We start from the raw sequence: 24375 nt of genomic DNA, 5'->3' as shown, positions 1-24375 counted from the left end.
TGTGGTCGCCTCCATGCTCGGAATCCACCCCGACACCACCGCTCGAATAGCAGCCGAACAAGGCATCACATGGAGCCGCTACCTCAGCTCCCGACAGCCCTGAACCGGCTCCAACAACGCGAGAATCCATGACAGTTGAAAACACGAGCTCACCAGGAAAGTGACCGTATGCGCTGTCGATCTCCCTACCGGCTACGCCGGGTGACATCTCATCGAAGTTGGGTTGAGTAGGAATACGGTGGGCGATTTCGACCGTTTGGCGTAGCGTAGGAGGCTCGATACCCGTCGCCAGGGGATGCGGTGGGTGACGGAGCGGTCGCGCTGAGCAGGCATGATCGCCTCGGCGGCAGGCTCGGGGAAGGGCGTGCCGCAGGACGTGACGAGCGGGCGCGCAGTGGGGGCCCGGTCAGTGCACACGGGGAGGCGCGGTGACGGAGCGAGACGACAGGGTCCTTCGTGGACTGTATGACCTGAAGAACCTTTTCGGGGACAAGTGGGTGCCCGCCATCCTGGTGGCACTCCGGGACGGCCCGCTGCGTCGGGTGGAGATTCTTTCCACGGTCAACTCGTATTCCATCGACGAGAATTGGACGGACAAACACGCTGTACTGCACGATAGCATTCTGGCGCGCACATTGAAAAAGATGCGCGAGCAGGGGCTCATCGGCCGCGAGAGTTGCGATAAGTCTTTTCCGCCGGAAGTCGTGTACTCGTTGACTCCGGCGGTCGCGGAGGTGTTGGCGCTGGCAGAGCCTCTGCTCGAGTGGACTCGTGCCCATCCGGGATTGCTCTCGCAGGCGCAGGCGCACAGCCGTCGCAGTGGCGGGGAGGCGGCCATTGTCGATGATGTCGTGGATCTCGATTCCCCGGCCGGTGCCGGCCGGTTCCACTCCGCCGGGCGTCGCCGTTGTGCCGGTGGCGGCGTCGGGTGACCCGGCGCCGCGCACGAGGGTGCCTGCGGGGTTCATCCGGCTCGGCTGTGCCCGCGGTCGGCTCGCCCCGGCTCGCCGGGCGCGTCGTGGCGGCGACGTAGCCGGTCGGCCAGGTCGACGGCCTGGTGCGTGGGCCGGTCGTCGACCTCGGCGAGCCGTGTGGTCAGCAGGGTCAGGGTGCGCGGGATGGCGTCGAGCTGTCCGAGGCGTTCCTGCAGGCGCATGATGTCGCGGTAGATCAATTCGTTGTGCGGGTCGAACGCGCGCGCGATCTCGAGCAGGTCCAGCGTCTGCTGCGGGTCGTCGGCGACCAGGGCGCGGGCCAGTGCGGCGACGGCGTCGATGGCGTCGCGGCGGATGGCCTCGCGGGCGGTCTCGATCCAGTCGGTGGAAAGCCCGTCGGCCAGGGGGCCGGTGTAGTGGTCGACGATCCGCCGGTACGCCTGGACCCGGTCGGCGTCGGTGACGGCGGCGCGGCGGGCGGCCACGGCGGCGGCGAAGTGGTGGTAGTCGACCTCCACCAGGTCGGGGTCCAGCCGGTAGCGGCCCTCACCGACCACCACGAGGTCGGACAACACGTTGCCGGTTGCGGCGGCCAGGGCGCGGCGCAGACGCGAGAGCGAGGTGTTCATCGCGTTGGTGGTCCGCTCCGGCGGGCTCGCGGCCCACAGGGCGGCGATGAGTGCCTCGCGGCTGGCGCCGTCGGGGTGCAGCGCCAGGAAGACCAGCAGTTCGCGCAGGCGTGGCTGGAACGCCGAGGTGATCTCGCGTTCGGCAGCCTCGCCATCGGGTGTTGCCGGCGCGGGATGCCACCACACCCGCGGCGGCCCGAGCACGCTGACGCGCAACGGCGCGGACGACGCCTCGCGCGGCTGGGCGGGGCCCTGTGGTTGGCTCCCCGCCGGCCAGCTGTGTCGGTGGCCTTCATCGGCATTCTGGTTTGCTTGGTCGGCGTCGGGGCGAACAGGTTGGACGGGACGCAGCCGAAGACCGAGTGACGTCGTGGGCGCGGGCTCCGGCCGAAGGATCTCCAGCTCACCGTCGCCTCGCCGGTCGTCATCGCTTGGGGCTGCCAACAGCTCCAGGTCTGTGTCGGCGACCGGCGCTTGGGTCATGCCCTCGGCGAGCGCGTCCGCGCCGATTGTGTGTCCGCGATCGTCGGTGCTCGCGCCGCGGTCCACCACGGTGTCCGGGGGCTCGACGGTGACGGGAACGGAATCGGCCACGACGACGTGAGGGCGCGGCGCGGCAGCCGGATACGGTTCGTCGCTGGCGGTATCAGTGAACTCGGGCTCGTCGTCGGGGTTGGCGTGTCGCAGGAGGTTCAGCAGGTCGGCGAGGTGGTCGTAGCCCAGTCGGAACACATGGGCGCCGCGCAGCGGTTCGCCGAGGCCGGGGTTGGTGGTGGAGATGGTGCCGTCGTCGCGGACGTAGGCGGTTACCCCGGCGCTCCACTGGCCCAGCAGCAGCCCGGTCACGCCGACGGTTGAGCCGTTGTCCAGCACCGCCTGCAGCCTGCGGGCCTGGCGGCCGGGTGCGCGGGCTGCCAGCACAACGGGCCCCCAGGGTTGGCCGGTGGGTGGAAGTTGACCGACGCGCACCAGGGTCTCGGATTCGAGCATGTCCAGTGCGGCGTCCAGATCGGCTGCCACGTGCACAGCCGCGGGAAGCGGTGCCTGCGCCACGCGCCTGCCGAACAGGGCCGCGAGGTCGTCGGCTGGCACGATGACCGTGGCCGGCCTGTGGGTGGTGGTGAACGCCGTGCTCAGGATGGCTACGAGCAGCGCACGAACCGCTGCGGGGGCACCCGCGCCTAGCAGGCCCAGGCCGTGTGCGGAGGCAATGTCCACGGCGATCTCGCGGCCGTCCCGGACACCGACTGGTAGGACCGGCGCTTGGTCGTCGGGGACGTCGTCGGCGTCGGCATGGGTGCGGAGTACGAGCGGCGGTGCCGGTGCGCGTGGTGGGCGCTGGCCCGGCCAGTCGAGGTCCACCTCGTCGTCGGCGCCAGTGGTGTCGTCGTGGTCGGCGCGCAGGTGTGCCAGTCGCAGCTGGTAGACGACCGGGGCGACGGGTAGGTCGCTGCGGTCGCCGCTGCCGGGCTGATACCGGCGTCGGTTCCGCCGCCGGGCAGCGACCAGGGCGGCGCTGACCGCTGCGGCCAGGCCGAGGCTGACGAACAGTTCCTCGCCCCAGCTGATCCCCGGCTCGCCCACCGCGTCGGTGCTTGGTGGCGCTTGGGTCGCCGGTGGAGCCTGAGTGGTCGGTGGGGCTTCGGTGGTGGCGGGTGGTTGCGTTGTGGACGGAGGCGGTGTCGTCGTGCTGCTGGGCGGCTCGGGTGCAGGGGGCGGGGTGACCGGCGGCGGCACCGGGGCGGTGGCTGGTGGGGAGCTGACGGTGGCGTCATCGGGCAGGGCCATCTCCTCGCCGGGGAAGATCAGACCGGGCCGGGTGAATGTGCCGCCATTCGGTTGGGGCTTGCCCTTGTTGAGTGCATAGATCTCCGGCCAGCGGTTGCCGTCGCCGAGGGTGCGTTCGGACATCCGCCACAGCGAGTCGTACATGCCGGTGTCGGGGTTGTACGGGAGCACCACGGCGGCTTTCGCGCGGCTGGGCTGCTCGATCGCTCCGGTCGCCGCGTGGTGATACGGCACGCTGTGGGCAACCGGTCGCACCACGGTGAACTCGGCGTGTTCGGCGGGTGTGTTCCATGCGGGAGCCGTCGCCACCACGTCAGCAGCGGCACCGCCCGCAGCAGACGGGCTCGCGGCGGGCAAGCCGGCGCGTTGACCGAGGATGGAGATCAGGACCGCGCCGACGAGCACGGCCGCGATCCGGTGCACCGGACCGGCCGCCGACAGGTCCGGCATCCGGGCGTCGCGGGCGATCTCGGCCGCGCAGCGGACGACGTCGAGGGCGAAGAACGCCCACACGAGCCAGGTCAGGCAGGCGAGGAAGTCCAGCAGGAACGTGGTGGTCATCGGGCCGAGCAGGACACCCTGGACCTCCGCCCAGGAGGGCAGGTGGTCCGGCAAGGGCCAGCCGACGAAGTGCGTCAACGCCCACGGCAACCCGGCCAACAGCGCGACCAGGACGGCAGCCGCCAGCAGGCCGCGCACCAGCCTGGTGAGGAATCCGAGCACCCACCCGACGCCGTGCCACATCCGGCCTCGCGTTCGCGGCGGCCGACGCGGCTTGCGGCGGGAGCGATGCGGTGATGCGGCCATGACGTTCTCGTTTCCTCAGCAGAACTGGACGTGTTCGCTCGCCGCCCGGTCACACGGCCGTGATGAGTCGGGGCTATGGGCGAACCCCGCGGGCGACGCGAGCGCGGGCACGGTCAACTCGCATGGGCGACGAGCGGCTCGGGCTTGTCCGTCCCGGCAGCGGTCGAGCCCTCGCGCGAGTTGGACCTCTGCTCAGGTGCGGGTGTCCTCGGTTCAGAGATGGAGCGCGTATCACCCGGCGCGCCGGTCGTGGGTGCGGCCTTCTTTCGCTTGCCGCGGCCGGGCTTGCGCGCCGCGAGCCACCCGGTGAGGTCTGATGGCTTGAGGTCGGTGAACGCCGCCAGCTCGTCGACGTCGATGACGTCCTGGGCGTCGGCCACCACGTCGCCGAGCTCGCGCTCCACCTCGTCGAGCTGTTCGACGATCGCGGCCCGGCGCCCCGCGAGTTCGCCGACCTGCTGTGCGGCGGCAGCCCTGCGGGCGCTGCGGGCGGTGTCGGCCTCCTCGACGCGCTGGCGGATCTCCTCGGGCGTTGCCATGCTGCTGTCCCTTCTCTGCGATGGCCGTGTTCACGACGGACGACGGTGTGGTCATGGGTCGATCGCGGTCACCCCGCGCTGCGGGTGTGCGCTGCTCTGTCCGTGCACTTGGAGCGATCCGATGCCGACCAGTCCGAGCAGCTGGGTGGTCTGCGAGGCGGTCACGGTGACCGTGACGGTGTCGCCGGAGACGGTCACCGTGCCGGAGGCGCCCTCGGCGGCCAGGTGCGCCTGGGCGTTGGCGACCGCCTGGGTAGGCACGAGTTGCAGGGTGCCGTTGCCGCGGTAGGCGGTGAGGTCGATGGCCTGGGCGCCGGCGCGGGCGGCGGCCTCGGCCTGGCCGTTGGCCCGTACTTTTGCGGCCAGCGCGAGGCCGCCGTCGAGGGTCAGGCCGGCCAAGGCCAGGATGCCGACGGTCAGCGCCAGGACGAACGCGGTCACGCGGCCCTCGTCTGCGCGCCACCACATCGACCACCGGCTGCGCTGGGCGTGGCGGCCTCGCCGGGTCATGTCTGGCTCCCGGTGTTCAGGGTCGACCGCCAGAGGTCCACGGGTTCGACCGAGGTCGCCGACAGGGTCTTGCCGCCGGGCACGCCGAGGATGAGCGCGTCGCCGAAGTCGACGGCGCAGGACACGGTCACGCTGACCGTGCCGCCGGGGCGCAGGCCACCGGTCGACGTGCTCACCGACAGAGACGCGCACGTCACCCCCGCCGAGGACAGCGCGCTCGCGGCGGTCGACTGGGCCGCGGCGGTCGCAGCCGTCGGGGTGCGTTCGATACTCGCGGCGCGGGCCGCCTGGTGGGCGGCGTCGTCGATGCGGATCCGCGCGTCCACCCCTCGGTGGATGACCACCCCGACGAACACCAGCAGCATGACCAGGAACGGCGCGGCGATGGTGACTTCGGCGGCCACCGAGCCGTCATCAGCACGCCACCAGGCCGCCCACCCCCGCCGACCGGGGCGCACGCGGCCCTGACGCCGTCCGGGGGTCATGACGGGCGCGCGGGGCGGCGGCGTCCGCGATGACATCGTCTGCGGTGTCATCGCGGGTCACCCGCTCGCCAGGTCGGGGACGAAACGTTCGACGGGCCCGACGGCCTCGGCGTGCACAGGCAGGCTCAGGAACGGCACGACCGAGGTCGCGGTCCCGCTGACCCGCACCGACGCCGAGGCCGCGCTCCGATCCGAGGTGACGGCGGAGCCGGTGAGCGGACCGCTCGCGAGCTGGTCGAGCAGTTGCCGCGCGCTGGACGTGCCGGCCGCGGCAGTCCCGTTCTGGGACCGTGCGACCGCGAGCCCCTGCGAGGCAGCGGCTTGGGCGATGTGGGTGGCATGTGACCAGAGCGCGAACTGCACGATGGCCATCAGCATCAGCAACAGCAGGGGTGTCGCGATGACCAGTTCCGCGCTGACCGAGCCACGATCACCGCGCAGCGCTCGGCGGACTCGCCCCCATCCGGTGCGAGTCGCTGATGACCGCTTGCTGTGCTTGTGGATCATGGGAATCACATGGTGATGCCGTTGGCCTTCTCGGTGACCTTCGCGATGACAATCGCGATCACCGCAAGCGCAGCCACGACCAGCAGCGCGGTCACCAGGACGGTCTCGGTCGAGTACCCGGCCTCCGGCTGGCGCCGCAGCTCCTCCCACCGTGCTTGCACCACTGTCCACAATGCCTCCACTTGTGTGCGCATCGTGTTGTCCTCCCTTGTCGTTCACGTTCAGTCGTTGTCCGCGTGAGATGTCACAGTCCATTGAGGACCTGCGTGAGCGCGGGGTAGGCGATGAAGGCCAGGAACCCGAGGAACAGCGCCATCACCGGCAGGCTCATGCGTTCGGTGGCGGCTTGGGCGTCGCCCTCGGCCTCGGTGATCTGGTGGGTGCGCAGTGCTCCGGCTTTGGCAGCCAGGGAGGTGCGGACCTTGGCGCCCTCGGTGCCGGCCAGGCTGACCGAGGCGGCGAGCTCGGCGAGTTCGGTGACGTCGAGTTCCTCGCCGAGCTGGCGCAGGGTCGCCCACGGGGTCGCGCGCGTGAGGCGGGCGGTGTCCAGGGCGCGGCGGATCTGCTCGAACGCCCACCCTCGTCCGATGTTGACCGAGTCGCCCAGCGCGCTGTCGACCCCGGCTCCCCCGGCCAGGGTGATCCACACCAGGTCCAGGTAGGCCGAGAGCGCGTGGCGGAAGCCGGTGCGCAGCTTGGCGGCTTCGGAGTGGGCTTGCAGGTCCGGCAGGACGAACCCGACGGCCGCCAGGACGAGTCCGGCGATGATCGGGAACTCGAAGCCTGGGCCGAGACCGGCCACGGTGAGGACCACGGTCAGCAGGACGGGCAGCAGCAGTCCGGCAACGGTGAGGGTGGCTTTCTCCGCCAGGTGGGTCGAGGTCGAGCGGCCGATGACCGCCAGGTCCTTGGCCAGGCGTGGACCGGGGAGCCCGAGCGCGCGCAACGGTGCGACGGCGGGGCGGCCGAGGCGGACGGCCCAGCCGGTGTCGTCGGTGGCGAGGATGGGTGGCGGAGCGGGTGGGGCGGTGGCGTGGGCCAGGACCGCGCCGAGGGCCGGTCGTGGCGGAAACAGATAGACCGCCAAGGCCCACAGGCCGATCCCGGATCCGATTCCCAGGGCGATGTAGGTGATCATGGCGTTCACTCCTGCCTCGCGGTCACGAGACCCCGTGCCGGGCTGGTCGCCGAGTCCTGGTCGGCAGTGGAGAGGAAGCGGTCGGGCTGGGCGACGCGGGCGATGCGGTTCAACCACGCGAACCCGGCGGCGAAGAGCGCTCCGATGCCCAGCAGCACGATCTGCCCGGCGGCGCTGTCGTAGGCGCCCATGTAGTTGCGGTTGAGCAGCACCACGGCGACGGCGAAGGCCAGAGTGGTGCCGACGATGACGCGCACCGAGGTGCGGGTGCGAGCACGTCCGGCCTCAACGCGCATCCGCATCGAGGCTTGACCGCGGGCGGCGTCGGCCAGCGAGCCGAGCAGTTCGGCGAGCTGGCGGGTCTGTTGTTCGGCGGCCAGCAGCAGGGCGGCGATGACCAAATCCCCGACCGGGTCGTCCAGGCGTTCGCCGAGACGGCGCAGCGCGGGCGCGAGCCGGTCGCCGTTCTCGATCCCGGCGGCGAGCTCGCCGACCTCACCGCGGATGGCCGCCGGTGCCAGTGGCGCTGTGGCGAGGATGGCCTGCTCGAGCCCCGCTGCGGCCGACAGGGTGTCGCGGAGCATCTCGGTCCAGGTGGCGATGGCCTCGATCCGCGCGACTCGGCGGGCGTGCTCGGGGTCGCGGCCCAGCACCCTGGGCAGCGCCCAGGCGGCAAGGCCGGCCAAGACGGCGCCGACAACCCAGCCGGTGAGCAGCCCGGTTACCACCCCGGCGGTCACGGCGAGCGCGATCCGCAGGCCGCGGTGCTGGTCCACGTTCCCGGCCGCGCGGGTCCGGGTGCGACGCTGACGCTGGGGGTCGGTTCCGCGCCAGCCGAGGACCACCAGCAGCAGGCCGAGCCCGGTGCCGACGCCGAGCAGCGCCGCGGCTGCGGTAGTGGGACTCAAGGTGATGTTCACGGCGCCCACCAGCCCTCGGGGTTCTCCAGCACGCCGGGGTCGAAGCCGACGTCGAGCAGGTCGTCGAGGGTGTCGCTGCGCAGCGCTCCGGCCACGGGGCGCGCGCGGCGGTCGGGACCAGGGCGGTAGACCTCGTTGGAGATCACCTGCGGGCCATCGGCGCCGACGACCTCGCGGATCGAGGACACGACACGGGTGCGTCGGTCCTCGGCGCGGGCCAGGTGCACCACGAAGTGCACCGCCGAGGCGACCAGCAGGTTGGTGGCCTCCAGCGGGAGCCGCTCGACACCCTGGGCGGCATAGGAGGCGAGCCGGGTGAACGCGATCCGCGAACTGGAGGCGTGCAGGGTGGCCATCGAGCCGTCGTTGCCCTGGGACATGGCGTTGCACATCGGGATGACCTCGGGACCGCGGATCTCGCCGACGATCACCCGGTCCGGCGACATGCGCAGGCCCCACCGCACGAGTTCGGCCTGACTGATCGCGCCTTCGCCTTCGACGTTGGCTTCGCGCGCCTGGAAGGCGGTCACGTCGGCGTGGATGTCCGGGTCGTGGTCCAACCCGAGTTCGAAGGCGTCCTCGATGGTGACGATGCGCTCCAGCGGGTCCATCTCGGACGCCAGCGCACGCAGCAGGGTGGTCTTGCCCGCACCGGTGCCGCCGGTGATCAAGACGTTCTTGCGGGCCTTGACCAGCGCACGCAAGTACTGCTCCAGGCCGGGATCGACGGTGCCTCGGCGGCGCAGCTCCGGAAGGGTGACGGTGAGGTAGCCGTGGCGGCGGATCGACAGCGCGGTCACGCCCCCGGCGGTCAGAGCCATCACCGCGAACAGCCGCTCCCCGCCGGGGAGCTGGAGGTTGACCGCCGGGGAGCCCTGGTCGATCCGCCGCTCCTGGCTGCTCGCGCGGGCGGCGAGCAGCCGCACCAGGTCGGTCAGCTCCTCGTTCGAGCCCGCGATCGGCCCGACCGGGGCGCGGCGGCCGTCGTTGTACTGGACGAACACCCGGTCGAAGCGGTTGGCGTTGATCGTCTCCACCATCGGGTCGTCCAGCAGCGGCTGGAGCCCGGCCATGCCGAACAGCTCGTTGACGACCTCCCCGACGACCCGCTGCTCGACCTCACGCGGCAGCAGCTGCCGACCCGCGGCCAGCTCGTTCTCGGTGTGCACCCGCAGCGCCTCGTCGAGGATGCCGCGCGCCAGCTCGCGCCGGGCCTCGCGGTTGGCCGTCGTCCCGGTGCGGTCCTGCTGATCGGCCACCCGCTGCGGAAGCTCGGCGTTCAACCGCTCCCGCAGGTGCTGCCGCAGCCGCGTCGTGGCGGCCGACAGGTCAGCCGTGTCCTCGTCGGTGCCCCATCCCAGCGGCGGCACACCAGTATCTGTACCTGGTGCGGCGCTACCGAACGGGGCCGATCCGGGCTGCTGTTGGTGGGGGCGCAGAGGCACCGGCGCCGGGTACTGGTTGCTCGGGTACGTCACGACGCCTGCCCTCCCTGCTGGTCGCGGCGATCGGTCGCGGGGCCAGGCGCGACGCGCACGCCGTTGGACGAGACCGCGCCGGGTGGCACACCCGGAACCGAGCGCAGAACCGGGACCTGCGCCACCGGCTCAGCGGGCCGGGGCTGACTCTGGCTGGCCGGTGGGCGCTCGCGAGTGGCGAGTTCGGTGGCGACCCGGTGGGCAAAGCGGCCGAGCGCCGAATGCGCGGGGCCGCTGCGACCCCAGCGCAGCTTGTTCGGCCGACCGCACAGCACGGCCGCGCCACTCGGGTCGTCGGGCACGCGTCCCAGCGGCGGCACGCCGAGTTCGCGGGCGACCTCGGCGGTGGAGTAGCCCTCGCCCACCAGCAGCAGAACCGGGTTCGGGCTCCAGCGGCCGACGGTGGGCAGCCGGCGCGGCAGGTGCGCGAGGTCGTCGGCGTGAGCCCGCGACAGCAGCACGATCGCGTCGGAGGCGCGCACGATCGGCAGAGCGGGCGAGCCGGGGTCCACACGCCCGCAGTCGACGATGACCACCGTGCCCGGCTGGTTGGCCGCCGCCCGCAGCACACCCAGGCCGCTGGTTGGGTCGGGAGCCAAGGCCGACAGCGCCGCGCGGGCCTGATCAGCATCGGGTGGGGCGGCGATCACCGGCAGTCCGCCGGGAAGCTGCTGGGTATGCCGCCACACCAGATCGGCGTCGCCGCCACGGCGCGCGTCGGCGGCCAGGCTCACCAGGCCCGGTGTCGAGGACAGCGAGAACCGCAGGCCGAGATCGCCACCGGAAGGATCGGCCTCGACCACCAGGGCACGTGCCGGAGCGGGCCAGCGGGCAGCCAAGGCCACGGCCAGCGTGGTGGCGCCCGGTGAGCCTTTCAGGGACAGGACCGAGATCAACATCAGCGACCCCCAGCAGAGAGCATCACGATCGACAACTGACCGGCCGGCACCGCGGCGACCTGGCGGGCGGCGGCCTCGGACAACTGCACCGACACCACGGTGTTCTGGTCGTTCGCCGGGGTGGTCACGCTGGTCACCACCGCCGGCCAGACCGTGCCGCCATCGGCGGGCGGACTGGTCGCGGTTCCGGCCTGGCCGGGCACGAACACCACCGACACCCGCGCTCCCGGTCCAACTTCCGCAGGGAACTGGCCCGGTTTGAGCGCGAGGGCGGCGATGGCCTGCCCGTTCGTCGGGACCGCGGCGCCGCCGACGGCGTCCGGGGTGAGCAGCGCCCCGGCCGACAGGCTGGTGGCCATCGGCCTGCCGACCACGGTGGCCGCCTGGTCCGCGCCGACGACCGCGACACCGGGGTCGACCGCGACGTTGACCTGGCGCAGGTCCTGTGTGGTCAGCACGTGCCCTACCGGCACGCCGCGAGCCAGCGCGAGCACGGACTGCCGATCTCCGGAGTTCAGCGAGATCAGCACGAAGCCACCCACGCACGCCAGGACGAGCAGCACGCCGAGCAGCAGGTACGGCACGCTGCGGCGCCGCCCTGTGGTGCGCAACCGCGAGGCGGGAGGCTTCTTGCCGTCGTTGATCCAGGGGCCGTTGGCCGTGCTCGTGGCTCGGTCGGTGTCGGGCCGGATCGTGGTGTTGGTGCTCACGCCGGTACCTCCAAAAGGCATGGGGGTAGTGCGCCGCGTCGCCAGAGGATGGTCAGCGAGCGGAACAGGTGGTCATCGCTTTGTGGGCTGGGAAGTGGTGCCTCGCGGGGAGGCAGTGGCGGGGTCAGCCGCCGCCGTTGTTGAGAGCCTGCGATTCCGCCACGCGGAAGGTCGCGTTGCCCGTCGTGGTCATGTCCGGGAACGTCCCGCCCTGGCCCGCACCGGACCAGGTCACGGTCCAGTGCACGGTCGCCGTCACCGGGTACGCCTGCCCTGGTTGGCTCGCTGACGATCGGCGGTAGACGTGGCCGCAATCCGGCGATGGCGCTTTGGGATCTGTGCCTGCCTTGTAGGGTGTTCCGGCGCCGGTGCAGGTGACGGTCGAGCCGTCGCCCATCGCCCAGGTCACGGAGGTCGGCGTCGCGACCGCCGTCACCGACACGCCGGGAACCGCGGCGGTGGCCGAGACCGGTCCCCAGCCGCCAGACAGCCACATCCAGGTCGGCAGGTTCACCAATTGGTCGCCGGCCGGGTTCGCCGCGATTGACGGCGAGGGCAGTCGGAGCTGCTTGCGGGCCATCTGCGCGAGCTCGGCGGGTGAGGGCAACAGGGCCGCGCCGGGCTGCTGTCCGTCGGCGATCCATACCGGTGGCCGGTAGAGCCCATCCGTGACGCCTTCAGTGGTGCACTTCCACACGTACCACGCGCCCGGCCCCTGACCCGGCTGCGCCGCTTGGGCACGGAACGCTGTCGGCCGGAACACCGCAGCGTGGACCACTCCGCCGCTGGTGGTCGATGGCTTGTAGGAGGCGGTGACCACGCCACCGGAGGGTGGTTGGTAGTCACTTTTGACGTAGGAGCAACTCGCCAGGTTCGAGTCCCCGCCGACGATGGTGTCGCCGGGGTTGCTTGGCCTGCCGGTGCTGGAGTCGTTGCCTCCGGGGCGGCCTGGCTTGTTGGATCCGGGGTTTCCTCCGGGCCTGTTGGGGTCGCCGCTTGTGCCAGCCCCCAGGTCGCACAACGGAGTGGGAGTCTGGTTGCAGTTGACGTTGCCGTAGTTGTCGCCCGCGAACGCAGGTGCCGTACCGAGGACAAGCCCGGCGGCGACCGCGCCCGCCACGACGGCGGCGCGCTTCATGTTCAGCATGTCCCCACCTCGCGCACGGCGAAATCGGTGACCTTCCAGGACTTGTCGCCTTGCAGCTCCACCTGCCCATTGATCAATCGCCGTCCCCCAGGGGTGTCGTCGGCGAGTTGACCGTTGTCGGCGCGGTACTTCAGCGCCTTGGTGGAATCACTGCAATCGGTCACGATGATCTTTGTCGGGTTGTCCGCAGGTTCTGCGGACGCGACCTTGGCGTCGTGCGTCGCTTCGCCCTTGGTCACCAGCTTGTTGTAGTGATCGGCGTAGAGCCCGCGGGTCAAGTTGGTCAGTGCGACGCCGGTCGCGTACTTGCCGAGGGCCGCCGACTGCCAATCTGAGGTCGTTCCGGCCACCGCGAACTCGCGCCACATCCCCAGATACGCCGCAGTTGCGTCCTGCTTTGCCTTGTCGGCTGCGGACGCCGTCGTAGTCGGCGTCGAGGACGTCTCTTGCGGTGGCTGCGTCGTGCTGGCGCCGGTTCCCGGCGAGCCGCTGGAGCTACACGCGGCCAGGGCGAGCGTCGCCGCCGCGAAGATCCCCAGTACGACACGTCCGCCCTGTACGCGGAAGGTCTTCCCCCCTACCACAGGTGCACCCCCAGACTTCCGTAACGATCGTCTTGTGTCTCGTGACACTCACCACGTCTACACCACGGACCCCCACCGACTGCAAAGTCGGGAAGCACTGACTTTGAAGTCGGTATGACATCCACTCACGAAGATTCACTCGATCGGTCTACTTCGGTCACTCTGCGGGTCGTCGCGAGGTAACACTTAGAGCAAGGGATGCTGCCTTTTGGGGGCGAAAGATGTGTCGATGTTGCTACGAAGGGTGATAAGAGGTGAGGGCGCTTGACCTCGCCAACATTGATCATTTCGTGGACCGCACTCGGCGTGTTGGTTGGAAGCGCACTCGGACTGATGACTCGAAAGCTGCTGCACTACCGGAGACTCAGCCGCTGGAGCTGGACAGCGGCAGCAGCGCTCACCGGGCTGCTGTTCACAGCGCTGGCCTGGCGGATGGACTCGAGCGTCACCTTGCTGGCCTACAGCTACCTGGCAGCCGTGCTGGTCCCGCTTGCGATGGTGGATCTGGCCGAGCAGCGCCTCCCCGGCGTGGTGGTGCTGCCCAGCTACCTGGTGCTTGCCGGCGCCTTCGGCGTGGACGCCGTGCTTTACGCGAACTACGACAACCTGCTGCGGTCGGTGGCCGGCATGGTCGTCCTCGCTGCGGCCTACCTCGGCCTCGCACTCGCGGTCGGCGGGCTCGGTGCTGGCGACGTCAAGCTCGCCGGTCTCCTGGGGCTCGCGCTCGGTTGGTGGAGCTGGACGGCGCTGTTCACTGGGACGTTTCTGGGATGGCTGCTCGCAGCAGTTGTTCGGGTCGCGCTCAGGACGACCGGCCGTGCCGAACGGGACGACCCGATGCCGCTCGGCCCCTTCCTCGCGCTGGGTGCCGTAGCGACCGTCATGTTGAACGCGACTGGCTCATAGCGCATGAGAGCGTACTGGTCACCCGAGCTGCTCCGAGTAATCCGTGACGCCCGTCGTTAGGGCGTCCAGGGCTCGAGCCAGGCGCTGCGCCATGTCGGGCCGCAGCATGGTCTTGGCCTCGGCGAGTTCGACTAAGGCGAACTCTGCGATCTCCGGATCGGAGATCCGGATGGTCTTTACCTGCGCGGGTGACAACGTCCCGCCGTCGAAGATGAACACCAGCTGGTCGTCCCACGGTCCGTGAGGTCCGACCCAGTCCAGCACCAGGATGCGGCCGGCGGTGGCGATGAGGCCGAGTTCCTCAGCGAGCTCGCGGGCGCCTGCCGCTCGCGGCGGTTCGTTGCTCTCCGCCATACCGCCGGGGAGATCCCAGTTGTCCTTGTAGGTGGGGTTCACCAGCAGAACGCGCCCGGCTTCGTCCCGGATCAGCAGGTCGGCGGCTACGCGCTTGCGCGCCTGCTTGGCGTTGCCCTCCGCGAGGTAGGCGAAGCGCGCCTCGTCATCGGTCATCCCGGCCACGACGACACCCTCACTGTTGTTTGTGCAGGTCAAGACGGCTCGCGCCACGGAACCCCAGAACCGCAATCGCGATCTTGACCTGCCGGAGTGAGTTGGCTTCCGGGGGTGCCTGTCGATCGGTTCGACACTGGGTGCGGCTATCACAAGTCGCCCTGTCGTGTCTCGCTTTTCTGCGGCCAGTACCCAGAGTATTACGCGGTTTCACCCGTTTGGCACAGACGTGCCCGAATGGGAAATCCGCAGGTCACGCGCCCTGCCGCCCAGTGGACGCCCCATCGCCGCTGCGTTCCCGCTCTGGTTCGCGCCGCGCGGCGGACGTTTAGCTGCGTTGGCGGGTTAACAGCGGTTCTACCAGCACCGTTACCCGCCCTCCGGTTCGACCGGTGAATAACTAAACGCTCGACGCTATGGGAGTAGCAGAAGTTCGGGACAAAAGTAAATCGGGACTCGCTGAGTTACGGAGTAGATGATGACACTCTCCCAGCGATTCGCGGAACCTGCGGTTTCGCGATGCCCACAAACAAAGCTCGCTGTGCCGCGTTTTCTCGTGCAGCCGGTGTGGGTACGGAGTTGGACCACCGCACGAGGCGGTGACGCACGATGAACGACCGCGGACCTTGGGCGGTGACGTGCCGGGATATCGCCGGCCGCCCTCGGAGCTTGACGGTGCTCGTGCGTGGCTCGGACGTCGTAGTGATGGCACCCCCAGGTGAGGTGGCCAGGCTCGACGCCGCTGAGGCCGAGCAGTTCCGCTCCGTCATTGCCACCGCCGTTAAGGTGGCCGCCACTCCTGCCCCCGGTGGGTCTGGCCCCTCCGAGGAAACCGGCATAGCGAGCACGGTGAAGCAGTACGGCGACGGTGGTCCCCCAACCGTCGCGGGGCGCTCTGCTTCACCGTCATGTCGCGGCGGAACCACGACCCCGATACCTGGTTCCGCCGCGATCCCCACCCTGCGAGGTGGGGCCGCGTGATGTCCTTGGCTCCGGTCATTACCGCGATCGCCGCTGTGGTGTTCGTCGGTTGCCTGCTGTTGCGGGCGTTCCGGCAACGACGCTCCGAGGCCACCTCCGGCAGACACAGCTTGGCCGTGTCGTCCTACGTCGGCAGGCATTGGCGTCAGCCGAAGCAGCCACCGTCACCCATGTTGCTGCACGCGCTGGCGACGGTCGGCACGCACGGCTTGGGCTTCATCAGGGAAAGCGAAGCCGCGTGAGCCGTCTCGATAACCGGCCAAGACCGTGCGCTCCGCATCAGGTCGGCTGGTACGGGGTCGGAGCGATGGCTGACGTCCCCTGATTTGCGAACTCGCGCCGACCGTTGATCAGCGCGATCCGCGCGGCCATGAAGTGCCGCGTCCTCGATCACGGCGGGGCCGGGGTTTTCCCTTGAGGCGCCTCGGCTCCGCCGCACCAACCCCTGCACGACAGGAGCCTTTCCATGACCACAGCAACCGCAACCGACACCCGGCAGCATGACGACATCGCGCCGAGCGTGCTCCGGCGGTACTACACCAACCTGCTGAGCTGGCCGACGACGATCGCCTCGGAAACCGGCGAAGTCCGGCTGCGCCTGGGCGAGACGATCGACGCGCTGGTGATGCGGGCCGGGTTCGGCGGCGAGGTCAACCATGAACTCGTACAGGCAATGATGCGCGCGCCGATCATCGTCGTGCCCGGCAAGAAGGCGGCCGACTGGGTCTTCCTGACCCAGCCGCGCACGCCCATGCGCCAGTCGACCGTCGACGACCTCATGGCCGCCCAGATCGGGTGGTACAAGCCGGGCGCCACGGTCGCGCTGCCCGCGTTCGGCACGACCGAGGGCGGTCTGTGCTGGTTGCAGCGCCCCCAGCCGGGCGGGGAACTCCCGAGTTGGGGAGCCGTTGTCGGCGCGGTTCGGCGTACCTTCACGCGGACGTGGTGACCGGCCATGACGATCGACCACCCCGAGCACCGCCACCCCGAACACGCGGTCGTCATCGCGTCCGGTGGCCTGGACTCCACCGTGCTGGCCTACTGGCTGGCCGCCCGCCACAGCCGCCTGACGCTGGTCTCGTTCGACTACGGGCAGCGCCACCGCGTCGAACTCGATCACGCCGCCGAGATCGCGCGGCTGCTCCTGAGCCCGCACCGGATCATCGACCTGACCAGCCTGGGCGCGCTGCTGACCGGTTCGGCGTTGACCGACACCTCGGTGGCGGTGCCCGACGGGCACTACACCGACGAGTCGATGGCAGCCACGGTGGTGCCCAACCGCAACGCGATCATGCTCGACATCGCCGTGGCGGTCGCCATCGCGGTGCGCGCGGACGCGGTCGCCTTCGGCGCGCACGCCGGGGACCACACCATCTACCCCGATTGCCGACCGGAGTTCGTGGAGCGGTTCGCCCGCAGCGTGCAGGCGGCCAACGAGGGCCTGCTGGTGCCGGGGTTCCAGGTACTTGCCCCTTTCCTGACGCTGACCAAGACCGACATCGTGCGCGTCGGCGAGGCGCTGGCGGTGCCGTTCGCCCGCACCTGGTCCTGCTACCGGGGCCGAGAGGTGCACTGCGGCACCTGCGGAACGTGCACCGAACGCCAAGAAGCCTTCCGCGACAACGGCATCGCCGACCCCACCGTGTACCGGGCCGCGTGAAGGAGCGTGAGAATCGTGGACGCGAAGCCCACAGGCCCTGGGCTTGAACGGGGCCGTCTTTCCCTCGATCACGGCTCGCGCGTGTTGGGTTGCGAGCCGGTTCTCGGTGATCAAGGGAGCGTGCCTGCCGCTCAAGCGGAGCCGACCCTAGCGCACCCACCTGCCGTGCCACCAACCCCTGTCCTGCAGACGCACTCGCTGATCCCGTTGCTGGACGAGAAGCACCTGCGGACCGCGTTGCGGCAGTGCGGACGGCGAACCTCGGCACCTGGTGCGGACCGGATGACGCTCGGGGAGTTGCGGCGGCGTGCTTCCGAACTGCTGCCCCGGCTGGCCGAGCAGTTGGCCGAGGGCACCTGGCGGCCGGGCCCGGTACGGGAGGTGGCCTTCCCGACCTACACCGGCAAGTCGATGACGGCGTGCGTGCCCACGATGATCGACCGGCTGGTGCACCGCGCGCTGCGCAACGCGATCGAGCCGATCCTGGAAACGCAGGTGCTGGCCGACTGGGTGTCCGGTTACCGGCCTCGCCGCAACCGCATCACCGCGCTGCGCCACGCTGCGGCTCACGTCGAGGCCGGCTTGCGCGCGGTCGCCGATGTGGATGTGGCCTCGGTGTCCGAGGGCGCCACCGTCGAGCAGGTCGTCGACTGGTGTGCCCGGCACGTTCACGACGGCACCTTCCTCGACCGAGTGCGCACCGCGCTGGCCGCGATGCCGTACCCGATCGCGCCGGGTTCCGGGCTCGCGCCGCTGCTGATCAACCTGCGCCTATCCCGTCCCGACGCCCTGCTGGGCGGGCTGCGGGTGGTGCGGTTCGCCGACAACTACGCCGCCTTCGCCGCCGACGAGACCGAAGCTCACGTCGCCTTCACCGTCATCGCCGAGGCGCTCGCCCAATTCGGGATGCGGCCCAACGAGTCCAAGAGCCGCGTACGAACGCACGCCAACGTCGAAGACCTGTTCCTGATCGGGGGCTGACCACCATGAAGATCGAGTGGGTCGAGGTATCCGGAGGGACCTGCCGATTCGGCGACGATGCCCGGCCGGTCGAGGTCGGCACGCTGCTGTGGACGCGCACCCCGATCACCTGCGCCCAGCTGCGCGGTGAGCGCGGTGGTGAACGCGGGCTGCACCCGGTCACCGGGATGACCCATGCCGAGGCCACCGAGATCGCCCGCGCCCTGGGTGGGCGGCTGCCGACCTCGGCGGAGTGGGAGTGGATGGCGGGCGGCCCCGCCCGGCGGCGCTGGCCGTGGGGTGACCAGGACTGGACGCCCGAGTTGGCGAATCTGCGCGACTGCGGCCTCGGCACCACCTGCCCGGTCGACGCCCACCCCGACGGGGCGACCCCGGAGGGGCTGCTGGAGGTGGCGGGCAACGTCTGGGAGTGGACCGCCCGCGCCACGATGGGCGGCGGCGTCACGCTGCGCGGCGGCTCCTACGCCTCGCCCACGCTGTACGCGCGCACCACCTTCCTCAACGCCGCGCCCGTCGAGCTGGCCTCGCCGGGCATCGGGATGCGGGTGGTGCGCCGACCATGACTCCCACCGGCAGGCTCGAGCCCGAGCAGGGACTGGTCATCGTCTCCTGCAGCCGGGAGAAGCTGGTCACCACGACCCCGGTCCCGGCCCTGGAGCTCTACCTGGGCGCGCTCACTCCCCGTCTGCGCGACCACCTCGCACCCGAGCATCGGGCACGGCTGCGCATCCTGTCCGGGGCACACGGCCTGCTGCACCCCGGCGACCTCGTGGGCACCTACGAGTACAAGCTGCGTACCCGCGGCGAAGCGCAAGCGCTCCAGACGCGCGTGTCCGAACGCCTGACCCCCGACTTGCGGGCCGAGGCGTTGCGGCACGTGCTGGTGGTGCTGGAGCCGCTGTACCTGGCCGCCGCCGAGTGCCTGTTCGACCACGCGCCGCCGCTGACCTTGACGTTGCTGCCCAACCCCGTCGACTGGACTGGGACGAGCGCCGTGTTGTCCGGGTGGGGCTGGCTGTGACCACTTCCGAGTTCGCCCCCGGCCCGCCGCCGCTGCGGGAGGAGTTGCTGCGGCACGGCAACAACCACAGCTCCAGCACCCATGCCTGGGAGGCCGTCGCCGACGGGATCGGCTGGCACCAGCCCACCCCGTCGGACTGCTGGCTGGCATCCGCACGCACCGTCTCGGTGGTCATCCCCGCCCACCAGGTCGGCTACTGCCTGCCCACCGTGCTCGACGCCTTGGAGTCCCAACACCACCAGTACGAGTTCGAGGTCATCGTCGTCGACGACGCCAGCACCGACGACACCGCCCACGTCGCCGCTCGGCACCGGGTGGTCGACCGGCTGGTGCGGCTGCCGCAGCGGATGGGCGCGGCCACCGCACGCAATGTCGGCACCGCCCTCGCCAAAGGGCAGACCGTGCTCTACCTCGACGGCGACATGGTGATCCCGCCGCACGTGATCACCGACGTCGCCACGCGCGCCACGGACACCAGCGTGCTGGTCGGCTTTCGCCACAACCTGCGCTATGAGGTGCACTCGCAGGACCCGGCCATCCTGGGCCGCATCCCGAACCTCGCCGCCGACCACCGGGTCGTGTGGCGGCCACCGCCCAACGTCGTGTTGCCCTACAGCGGGATCACGCTGCCCGAACCGCTCGACGGCCGCCCGCTCGACGACACCCACGACTTCATCGACCTCGGGTACGGGCAGTCCTACTACGACTGGGACTTGCCCCGCATGGTCGTCACCGCCCTGGTCGCCGTGCCGCGCGCCGCCCTGCTCGACGTCGGCGGTTTCGACGCCGAGTTCGGTCGCATCGGGTGGGGCATGGAGGACACCTACCTCGGAGCGTGCCTGATCGCCGCCGGGCTGCTGGTCATCCCCCTGCGCCAGGCCGTCGGGTTCCACCTCGACCCACCCGACGCCGCCGAGCAATGGCAGCACAAGCTCGCCGGCTGGCCGCGCACGCTGGCCCGCTACCGCGACCTGCTGGAGCTACCCGCGCCGCGAAGCCGCACCCACGCCTTCATCGCATCCATGTCCGAGCTGCTCACCCACTGCGAGGGACGTCCATGACCACGACAACCGCGACCACCGGCCGTGCTTCGGCGCGCCGGATGGTCGGCTTCGGCACGCGCGGCGGGACCGGTGTCGTTTACGACCCGCTCACCGGCCTGACCCATCGAACCGGCCAGCCGGTCCTCACCGGGCGCACCGCCCTGGCCCACGAAAGCATCGCCTCGCTACCGGAAGTCCACCCCGGTGAGCTGGGCGACGTGATGCCGGTCAGCGTGTGCTGGTCGCCCATCGTGCGCTGCAACCTGGCCTGCCCGCAGTGCCTGGACGACAAGAGCGTCCCGGAGCTCGGCCGCAGTGAGCGCGCCGAAGTCGCGGCCAGGATCGCCTCTTCCGGGGTGCTCGGCGTGGACGTCTCCGGCGGTGAACCGCTGCTGATCCGCGAACTGCCCACCCTGCTCGATGTGCTGGTCGACGGCGGCTGCGCGGTCAGCGTCACCACCAACGGCACCCACCTGCCCCGCCGCGCCGAAGCCCTCGCCCGCCGGGTCGACGCGATCCGGGTCAGCCTCGACGGCCCCGACCCCGAGCGGCACGATCGGTGGCGTGGCGAGGGCAGCTTCGCCAAGGCCGTCTCCGGCATCCGCGCCGCGCTCGCTTACGGCATCCCGACTCAGATCCAGACCGTGCTTATGCGCTCTACCGCTGCCGGGCTACCTGCGCTGGTCGAGCTGGCCGACCGGCTCGGCGTCCACGGGGTAACCGTCCTGCAGTACCTGCCCTTCGGCGAAGGCGCCCCACTCGCCACCGCCGAACAAGTACCCGACGAGGACGCCCACCACCTGGTCACGGCACTCGGCGCAACGCCGGTTCCGGTGCGGTTGCGCACCCGCGCCGACGCCGCCGGGTTCACCGTCGTGCGCGCCGACGGACAGGTCTGGCGCAACACGCCGGACACCACCGCCATCGCCGCCCTGCGCCCACTGACCGGGCCGGTCAGCCTGGCCGTGACCGGACGGGACGGTTCGGCATGACCCGCACCGCACAGCGTGTGTTCGAGCACCAACGCATCTGGCGGGTCACCCCCGACGCCCTGAGCGACGCCTGCCTACTGCTCTTCGCCGCCATCACCCGCGACCACCCGAAGGTCAACCACGTCATCGGCGTCGCCAACGGCGGCGTCGCCCCCGCCCGCATCCTCGCCGGCCGCCTCGGCGTGAAGCCCCGAACCGTGCAGGCCCGGCACAACGCCGACGACGGCCTCTACCGGCAGGCCACGGGCAAGGTCACCGTCGACATCGACGCCTTCCATCGCGCCCTCGGCCGCCGCAAGCTCGACGGCACGATCCTCGTGGTCGACGACATCTGCGGCAGCGGCGCCACCCTGCACAAACTCCGCAACGTCCTCACCCCAGTCCTCGCCCCGGACGTCCGCGTGATCACCGCGACGCTGTGCCTGAACACCGGGGCGGAGACCGGCCCGGACTACTCGGTGTGGACCGTGTCGGACTGGGTCAGCTTCCCGTGGGAAAAGCGCCCCGAGCAGCCGACCACCGACATGCCCAGCCCGGACCGGGTGACCAGCCATGCCTGACACCACCAAGCCGCTGACCGTGGCATTCGTCCTGGTCTCCTACACCGACAACGCCCCGGCTGGGATGGAACGCGCCACCGCCGCCCTCGCCCACGGGCTGCGCCAGCTCGGACACCGCGCCCTGATCATCACCGCCGTCGAACCCGGCCCGCCCAACGACGAAGTGGACGAGGACCTGGTGGTGCTCGGCTCGGTCGGGGTCACCTTCCCCGCCGACGACGACGAACTGCGCGAGGCGATCAGCACCCACGGCCAGGACGAGATCATCGCCGCCGACCTGCGCGCCCTCTACCGCCGCCACCACGTTGACATCGCCGTCTACGTCGACGCCCTGTGGGGACTCGGGCGCCTTGCTCCGGCCTGCGCTGGCGTGCGGACGGTGCTGGCGATGCACGTCGTAGGCCACGACCAAGACCTCGTGGCCGCCCTGGAGCGCGCCGACGTGGTGGTCGCGCCGTCGGCCACGGTCCTCGGCCAGGCCCACGACCGAGGATACGACGGCACCTGCTGGCAGGTCGTGCCCAACGCCCTGCTCGACGACCACGGCGCGCCCGACGCCCGCCAGCGCGAGGCTCTGAGGCAGGGCGGGCCGGTGCGGGTGCTGGCCCGGCTCGGGCCGGAGAAGAACATCCGCGCCCTGCTCGATGCCGGCCGCCTCGTCGACCGCGGCATCGAGGTCGTCCTCGCCGAGGCCGGATTCGAGCACACCGTCGGTGCACAGGCCGCCGAGTACCGCCGCTGCGCCTACTCCGCCGCCCACCTGCTCCTGGGCAGTATCCGCGACGACGGCCTGCCCTGGGACCAGGTCCAGCCGTGGCTGGCCGACGCCGCCGTGGTCGTCGTGCCCTCGACCAAGGAAACCTTCGGGCTCGTCGCCCTGGAGGCGATGAGCGTCGGCACCCCAGTCATCGCCTTCGACGTGGACAACCTGCCCGCCCTCATCGGAACCGGGGAGGGAGCAGGCGGGATCCTGGTGCCTCGCGCCCACGGCGAGTTCGGGCTGTGGGGTGCCACCGAAGCACTCCTCGACGATCCGCTACGCTACGCAGCGCTATCACGGGCTGCGTACTACCGCTCGCGGGACTATCTGCCCACCACAGTCGCCCATGACTTCCTCAAGGCGGTGCGGTGATGACCGACGTCCCACTTCTGCTGGTCGACGGCCACAACCTGCTCTGGCGCGGAGCCTTCGGCTTCCCCGCCGCGATCCACTCCCGCGACAAGACTCGGGACCTGACCGCCCAGTTCGCCTTCTTCGCGCTACTCCGCGTAGCCATCCGCGAAGAGTTCGCCGCGCCGCCCGAGGTGATCGTGGTGTTCGACGGCCAACACGGCGCGGCCGAACGCCAAGCCACCGACAGCGACTACAAGGCCAACCGCGTCCTCGACGAAGCCGCGCTCAAACCCATCCGAGCCATCCCGCACGTCCAGGAAGCACTGACCGCCTACGAGCTGGCCTGGATCGAGATCGACACGGCCGAAGCCGACGACGTGATCGCCACCCTCGTCACCCACGTCCGCCGCGACGACCCCGATCGCCGAGTGTGGATCATGTCCGGTGACCGCGACTTCTACCAGCTCATCGACGACCGCATCCGTGTGCTCAACACCGCCATGAAGCGAGGCCGTCGCCACATCCAGCCCGACACCGTGTTCGATCGCTACCAGGTCCAACCGACCCAGTGGGCGGACTTCCGGGCCCTCACCGGCGACCCGGCCGACAACATCCCTGGCGTGCGCGGCGTCGGGACGGGCACCGCCGCCAAGCTCCTGGCCGGCGGCCTCACCCTCGACCAACTCGCCGACGCCGGACGGCTCACCGGCACCAAGGGCAAGGCCGTTGCCGAAGCCTGGGACCAGGTCCTCGGCTGGCGCGACCTGATCAGGATGCGCACCGATCTCGACCTGCCCCTGCTCCCCGCCGGCCGCAGCAGCCGGGCGCTACCTAAGCCTGCCGAGGTCATCGAGAAACTCGGGCTGTGGTGACTCCGGTGACCGCGTTCATCCCGCCCGCCTCGGTTCTGACCGTGATGGCCCATCCTGATGACGCTGAACTCTGGACGGGCGGCACGCTTGCCCTCTGCGCCGCCGCCGGAGCCGACGTCACCATCGCTGTCCCGCGCCACCCCGAGCCCCGCGCCAGCGAGGCCGCCGCCGGGGCCGCCGTACTCGGCGCCGGGCTCCACCAGATCAACGAGCCCACCGCGGCGGCAGTACGCGAGCTGCTGCTGGACACGCGCCCCGAAGTCGTGCTCACCCACCCGCTGCGCGATGTGCACCCCGACCACCGGCGCATCGCCGAAGCCGTGCTGGAGGCACTTCCCGAGGTCGTCATCGCCACCGGACACCCTCGGCGGGTCTACACCACCGACACCTACAACAGCCTCACCCTCGACGGCCCCGTTCCCGCCCACACCACCGTCGACATCACCACCACCTGGACCGCCAAGCAACGCGCCCTGGCCGCACACGCCTCCCAGCCCATCGCCGAGCACTTCGGGCCGATGGCCCAGAACCTCGGCCGGCTGTGGGGCGCACGCATCGGCGTCGAACACGCCGAGAACTTCGTCCCGCTTCCCGTCCTCGGACGCCTGCCAGCTGCGGCAGCCCTGTGACCTCGCCCGGCCGTCCGACCACGTGGCGGA

Annotated in this window: 28 protein-coding genes; 14 read left to right on the top strand and 14 right to left on the bottom strand. The window is 70.6% G+C overall.

The annotated features are described in order from the left end of the window. Positions 1–428: 428 nt before the first annotated feature. Positions 429–932, top strand: a complete 504-nt coding sequence (locus A6A25_RS33390) for a winged helix-turn-helix transcriptional regulator (RefSeq protein ID WP_073897029.1) — start codon at positions 429–431, stop codon at positions 930–932. 32 nt (positions 933–964) lie between these two features. Here the strand turns inward: A6A25_RS33390 and A6A25_RS33385 are convergent, their stop codons facing one another. From A6A25_RS33385 to A6A25_RS45980, 13 genes are all read right to left on the bottom strand, one after another. Next, positions 965–4075 carry a BTAD domain-containing putative transcriptional regulator gene (locus A6A25_RS33385; RefSeq protein WP_241829055.1) on the bottom strand — a complete coding sequence of 1037 codons (3111 nt, stop codon included), beginning with the start codon at positions 4073–4075 and terminating at the stop codon, positions 965–967. A 197-nt stretch (positions 4076–4272) separates the two neighbouring features. Next, positions 4273–4698, bottom strand: a complete 426-nt coding sequence (locus tag A6A25_RS33380) for a hypothetical protein (protein WP_073897026.1) — start codon at positions 4696–4698, stop codon at positions 4273–4275. A 51-nt stretch (positions 4699–4749) separates the two neighbouring features. Next, positions 4750–5166, bottom strand: a complete 417-nt coding sequence (locus A6A25_RS33375) for a pilus assembly protein TadG-related protein (RefSeq protein ID WP_073897055.1) — start codon at positions 5164–5166, stop codon at positions 4750–4752. A gap of 38 nt (positions 5167–5204) precedes the next feature. Next, entirely contained in the window at positions 5205–5612 is a 408-nt protein-coding gene (locus tag A6A25_RS33370; protein ID WP_237048077.1) for a pilus assembly protein TadE, read from the bottom strand. 138 nt (positions 5613–5750) lie between these two features. Beyond that, positions 5751–6134, bottom strand: a complete 384-nt coding sequence (locus tag A6A25_RS33365; RefSeq protein WP_338013243.1) for a TadE family protein — start codon at positions 6132–6134, stop codon at positions 5751–5753. Positions 6135–6205: 71 nt separating this feature from the next. Then, on the bottom strand, positions 6206–6394 hold the full coding sequence (locus A6A25_RS33360) for a hypothetical protein (protein ID WP_054044579.1): 189 nt from the start codon (positions 6392–6394) through the stop codon (positions 6206–6208). Positions 6395–6444: 50 nt separating this feature from the next. Further along, positions 6445–7338 carry a type II secretion system F family protein gene (locus A6A25_RS33355; protein ID WP_073897021.1) on the bottom strand — a complete coding sequence of 298 codons (894 nt, stop codon included), beginning with the start codon at positions 7336–7338 and terminating at the stop codon, positions 6445–6447. 5 nt (positions 7339–7343) lie between these two features. Continuing rightward, entirely contained in the window at positions 7344–8267 is a 924-nt protein-coding gene (locus tag A6A25_RS33350; protein WP_073897020.1) for a type II secretion system F family protein, read from the bottom strand. After that, positions 8255–9628 carry a CpaF family protein gene (locus A6A25_RS33345; protein WP_241829054.1) on the bottom strand — a complete coding sequence of 458 codons (1374 nt, stop codon included), beginning with the start codon at positions 9626–9628 and terminating at the stop codon, positions 8255–8257. Before A6A25_RS33345 ends, A6A25_RS33350 begins: the two co-directional genes overlap by 13 nt. Positions 9629–9732: 104 nt before the next feature. Next, positions 9733–10635: a MinD/ParA family ATP-binding protein gene (locus tag A6A25_RS33340; RefSeq protein WP_073897017.1), complete on the bottom strand. Its 903-nt coding sequence runs from the start codon at positions 10633–10635 to the stop codon at positions 9733–9735. Beyond that, positions 10635–11345, bottom strand: a complete 711-nt coding sequence (locus A6A25_RS33335; RefSeq protein WP_073897015.1) for a hypothetical protein — start codon at positions 11343–11345, stop codon at positions 10635–10637. The genes A6A25_RS33340 and A6A25_RS33335 overlap by 1 nt, the downstream gene beginning before the upstream one ends. A gap of 124 nt (positions 11346–11469) precedes the next feature. Then, positions 11470–12492 (bottom strand): hypothetical protein, encoded by a 1023-nt coding sequence (locus A6A25_RS33330; RefSeq protein ID WP_073897013.1) that lies wholly within the window; start codon positions 12490–12492, stop codon positions 11470–11472. Further along, on the bottom strand, positions 12486–13076 hold the full coding sequence (locus tag A6A25_RS45980) for a hypothetical protein (protein ID WP_241829053.1): 591 nt from the start codon (positions 13074–13076) through the stop codon (positions 12486–12488). The genes A6A25_RS33330 and A6A25_RS45980 overlap by 7 nt, the downstream gene beginning before the upstream one ends. A gap of 264 nt (positions 13077–13340) precedes the next feature. On the opposite strand from A6A25_RS45980, the gene A6A25_RS33320 reads away from it, so the two are divergent. Continuing rightward, on the top strand, positions 13341–13982 hold the full coding sequence (locus A6A25_RS33320) for a prepilin peptidase (RefSeq protein WP_241829052.1): 642 nt from the start codon (positions 13341–13343) through the stop codon (positions 13980–13982). Positions 13983–14000: 18 nt separating this feature from the next. Here A6A25_RS33320 and A6A25_RS33315 read toward each other — a convergent pair whose 3' ends face one another. Continuing rightward, positions 14001–14492 (bottom strand): NUDIX domain-containing protein, encoded by a 492-nt coding sequence (locus A6A25_RS33315; protein ID WP_073897010.1) that lies wholly within the window; start codon positions 14490–14492, stop codon positions 14001–14003. Between the two features lie 980 nt (positions 14493–15472). On the opposite strand from A6A25_RS33315, the gene A6A25_RS33305 reads away from it, so the two are divergent. From A6A25_RS33305 to A6A25_RS33250, 12 genes are all read left to right on the top strand, one after another. Then, positions 15473–15715 carry a hypothetical protein gene (locus A6A25_RS33305; RefSeq protein ID WP_073897052.1) on the top strand — a complete coding sequence of 81 codons (243 nt, stop codon included), beginning with the start codon at positions 15473–15475 and terminating at the stop codon, positions 15713–15715. Positions 15716–15939: 224 nt separating this feature from the next. Beyond that, positions 15940–16422: a hypothetical protein gene (locus A6A25_RS33300; protein WP_241829051.1), complete on the top strand. Its 483-nt coding sequence runs from the start codon at positions 15940–15942 to the stop codon at positions 16420–16422. 6 nt (positions 16423–16428) lie between these two features. Beyond that, a complete protein-coding gene (gene queC, locus A6A25_RS33295; RefSeq protein ID WP_073897007.1) occupies positions 16429–17133 on the top strand; it encodes a 7-cyano-7-deazaguanine synthase QueC in 705 nt (234 codons plus the stop codon). Positions 17134–17298: 165 nt separating this feature from the next. Continuing rightward, positions 17299–18114 (top strand): reverse transcriptase domain-containing protein, encoded by an 816-nt coding sequence (locus A6A25_RS33290; RefSeq protein WP_241829050.1) that lies wholly within the window; start codon positions 17299–17301, stop codon positions 18112–18114. Positions 18115–18119: 5 nt separating this feature from the next. Next, positions 18120–18677: a formylglycine-generating enzyme family protein gene (locus A6A25_RS33285; RefSeq protein WP_073897005.1), complete on the top strand. Its 558-nt coding sequence runs from the start codon at positions 18120–18122 to the stop codon at positions 18675–18677. Next, complete coding sequence (locus A6A25_RS33280) at positions 18674–19135, top strand: DUF6884 domain-containing protein (RefSeq protein WP_073897004.1); 462 nt, start codon at positions 18674–18676, stop codon at positions 19133–19135. The genes A6A25_RS33285 and A6A25_RS33280 overlap by 4 nt, the downstream gene beginning before the upstream one ends. Beyond that, positions 19132–20196 (top strand): glycosyltransferase family 2 protein, encoded by a 1065-nt coding sequence (locus A6A25_RS33275; protein WP_241829049.1) that lies wholly within the window; start codon positions 19132–19134, stop codon positions 20194–20196. Before A6A25_RS33280 ends, A6A25_RS33275 begins: the two co-directional genes overlap by 4 nt. Beyond that, entirely contained in the window at positions 20193–21170 is a 978-nt protein-coding gene (locus A6A25_RS33270) for a radical SAM protein (RefSeq protein WP_241829048.1), read from the top strand. Before A6A25_RS33275 ends, A6A25_RS33270 begins: the two co-directional genes overlap by 4 nt. Then, positions 21167–21730: a phosphoribosyltransferase gene (locus A6A25_RS33265; protein WP_073897002.1), complete on the top strand. Its 564-nt coding sequence runs from the start codon at positions 21167–21169 to the stop codon at positions 21728–21730. Before A6A25_RS33270 ends, A6A25_RS33265 begins: the two co-directional genes overlap by 4 nt. Continuing rightward, entirely contained in the window at positions 21723–22862 is a 1140-nt protein-coding gene (locus A6A25_RS33260) for a glycosyltransferase family 4 protein (RefSeq protein ID WP_073897000.1), read from the top strand. Before A6A25_RS33265 ends, A6A25_RS33260 begins: the two co-directional genes overlap by 8 nt. Beyond that, a complete protein-coding gene (locus tag A6A25_RS33255; RefSeq protein WP_073896997.1) occupies positions 22862–23716 on the top strand; it encodes a 5'-3' exonuclease in 855 nt (284 codons plus the stop codon). Before A6A25_RS33260 ends, A6A25_RS33255 begins: the two co-directional genes overlap by 1 nt. Positions 23717–23721: 5 nt before the next feature. Continuing rightward, positions 23722–24345: a PIG-L deacetylase family protein gene (locus tag A6A25_RS33250; RefSeq protein WP_241829047.1), complete on the top strand. Its 624-nt coding sequence runs from the start codon at positions 23722–23724 to the stop codon at positions 24343–24345. The last annotated feature ends 30 nt before the right edge of the window (positions 24346–24375 follow it).

This window comes from Saccharothrix sp. CB00851 (assembly GCF_001905065.1).
In the GTDB taxonomy this organism is placed as follows: Bacteria; Actinomycetota; Actinomycetes; order Mycobacteriales; family Pseudonocardiaceae; genus Actinosynnema.
Note: the sequence above shows the minus strand (reverse complement) of the source record. Positions and strands in the feature narration are given on the sequence as shown.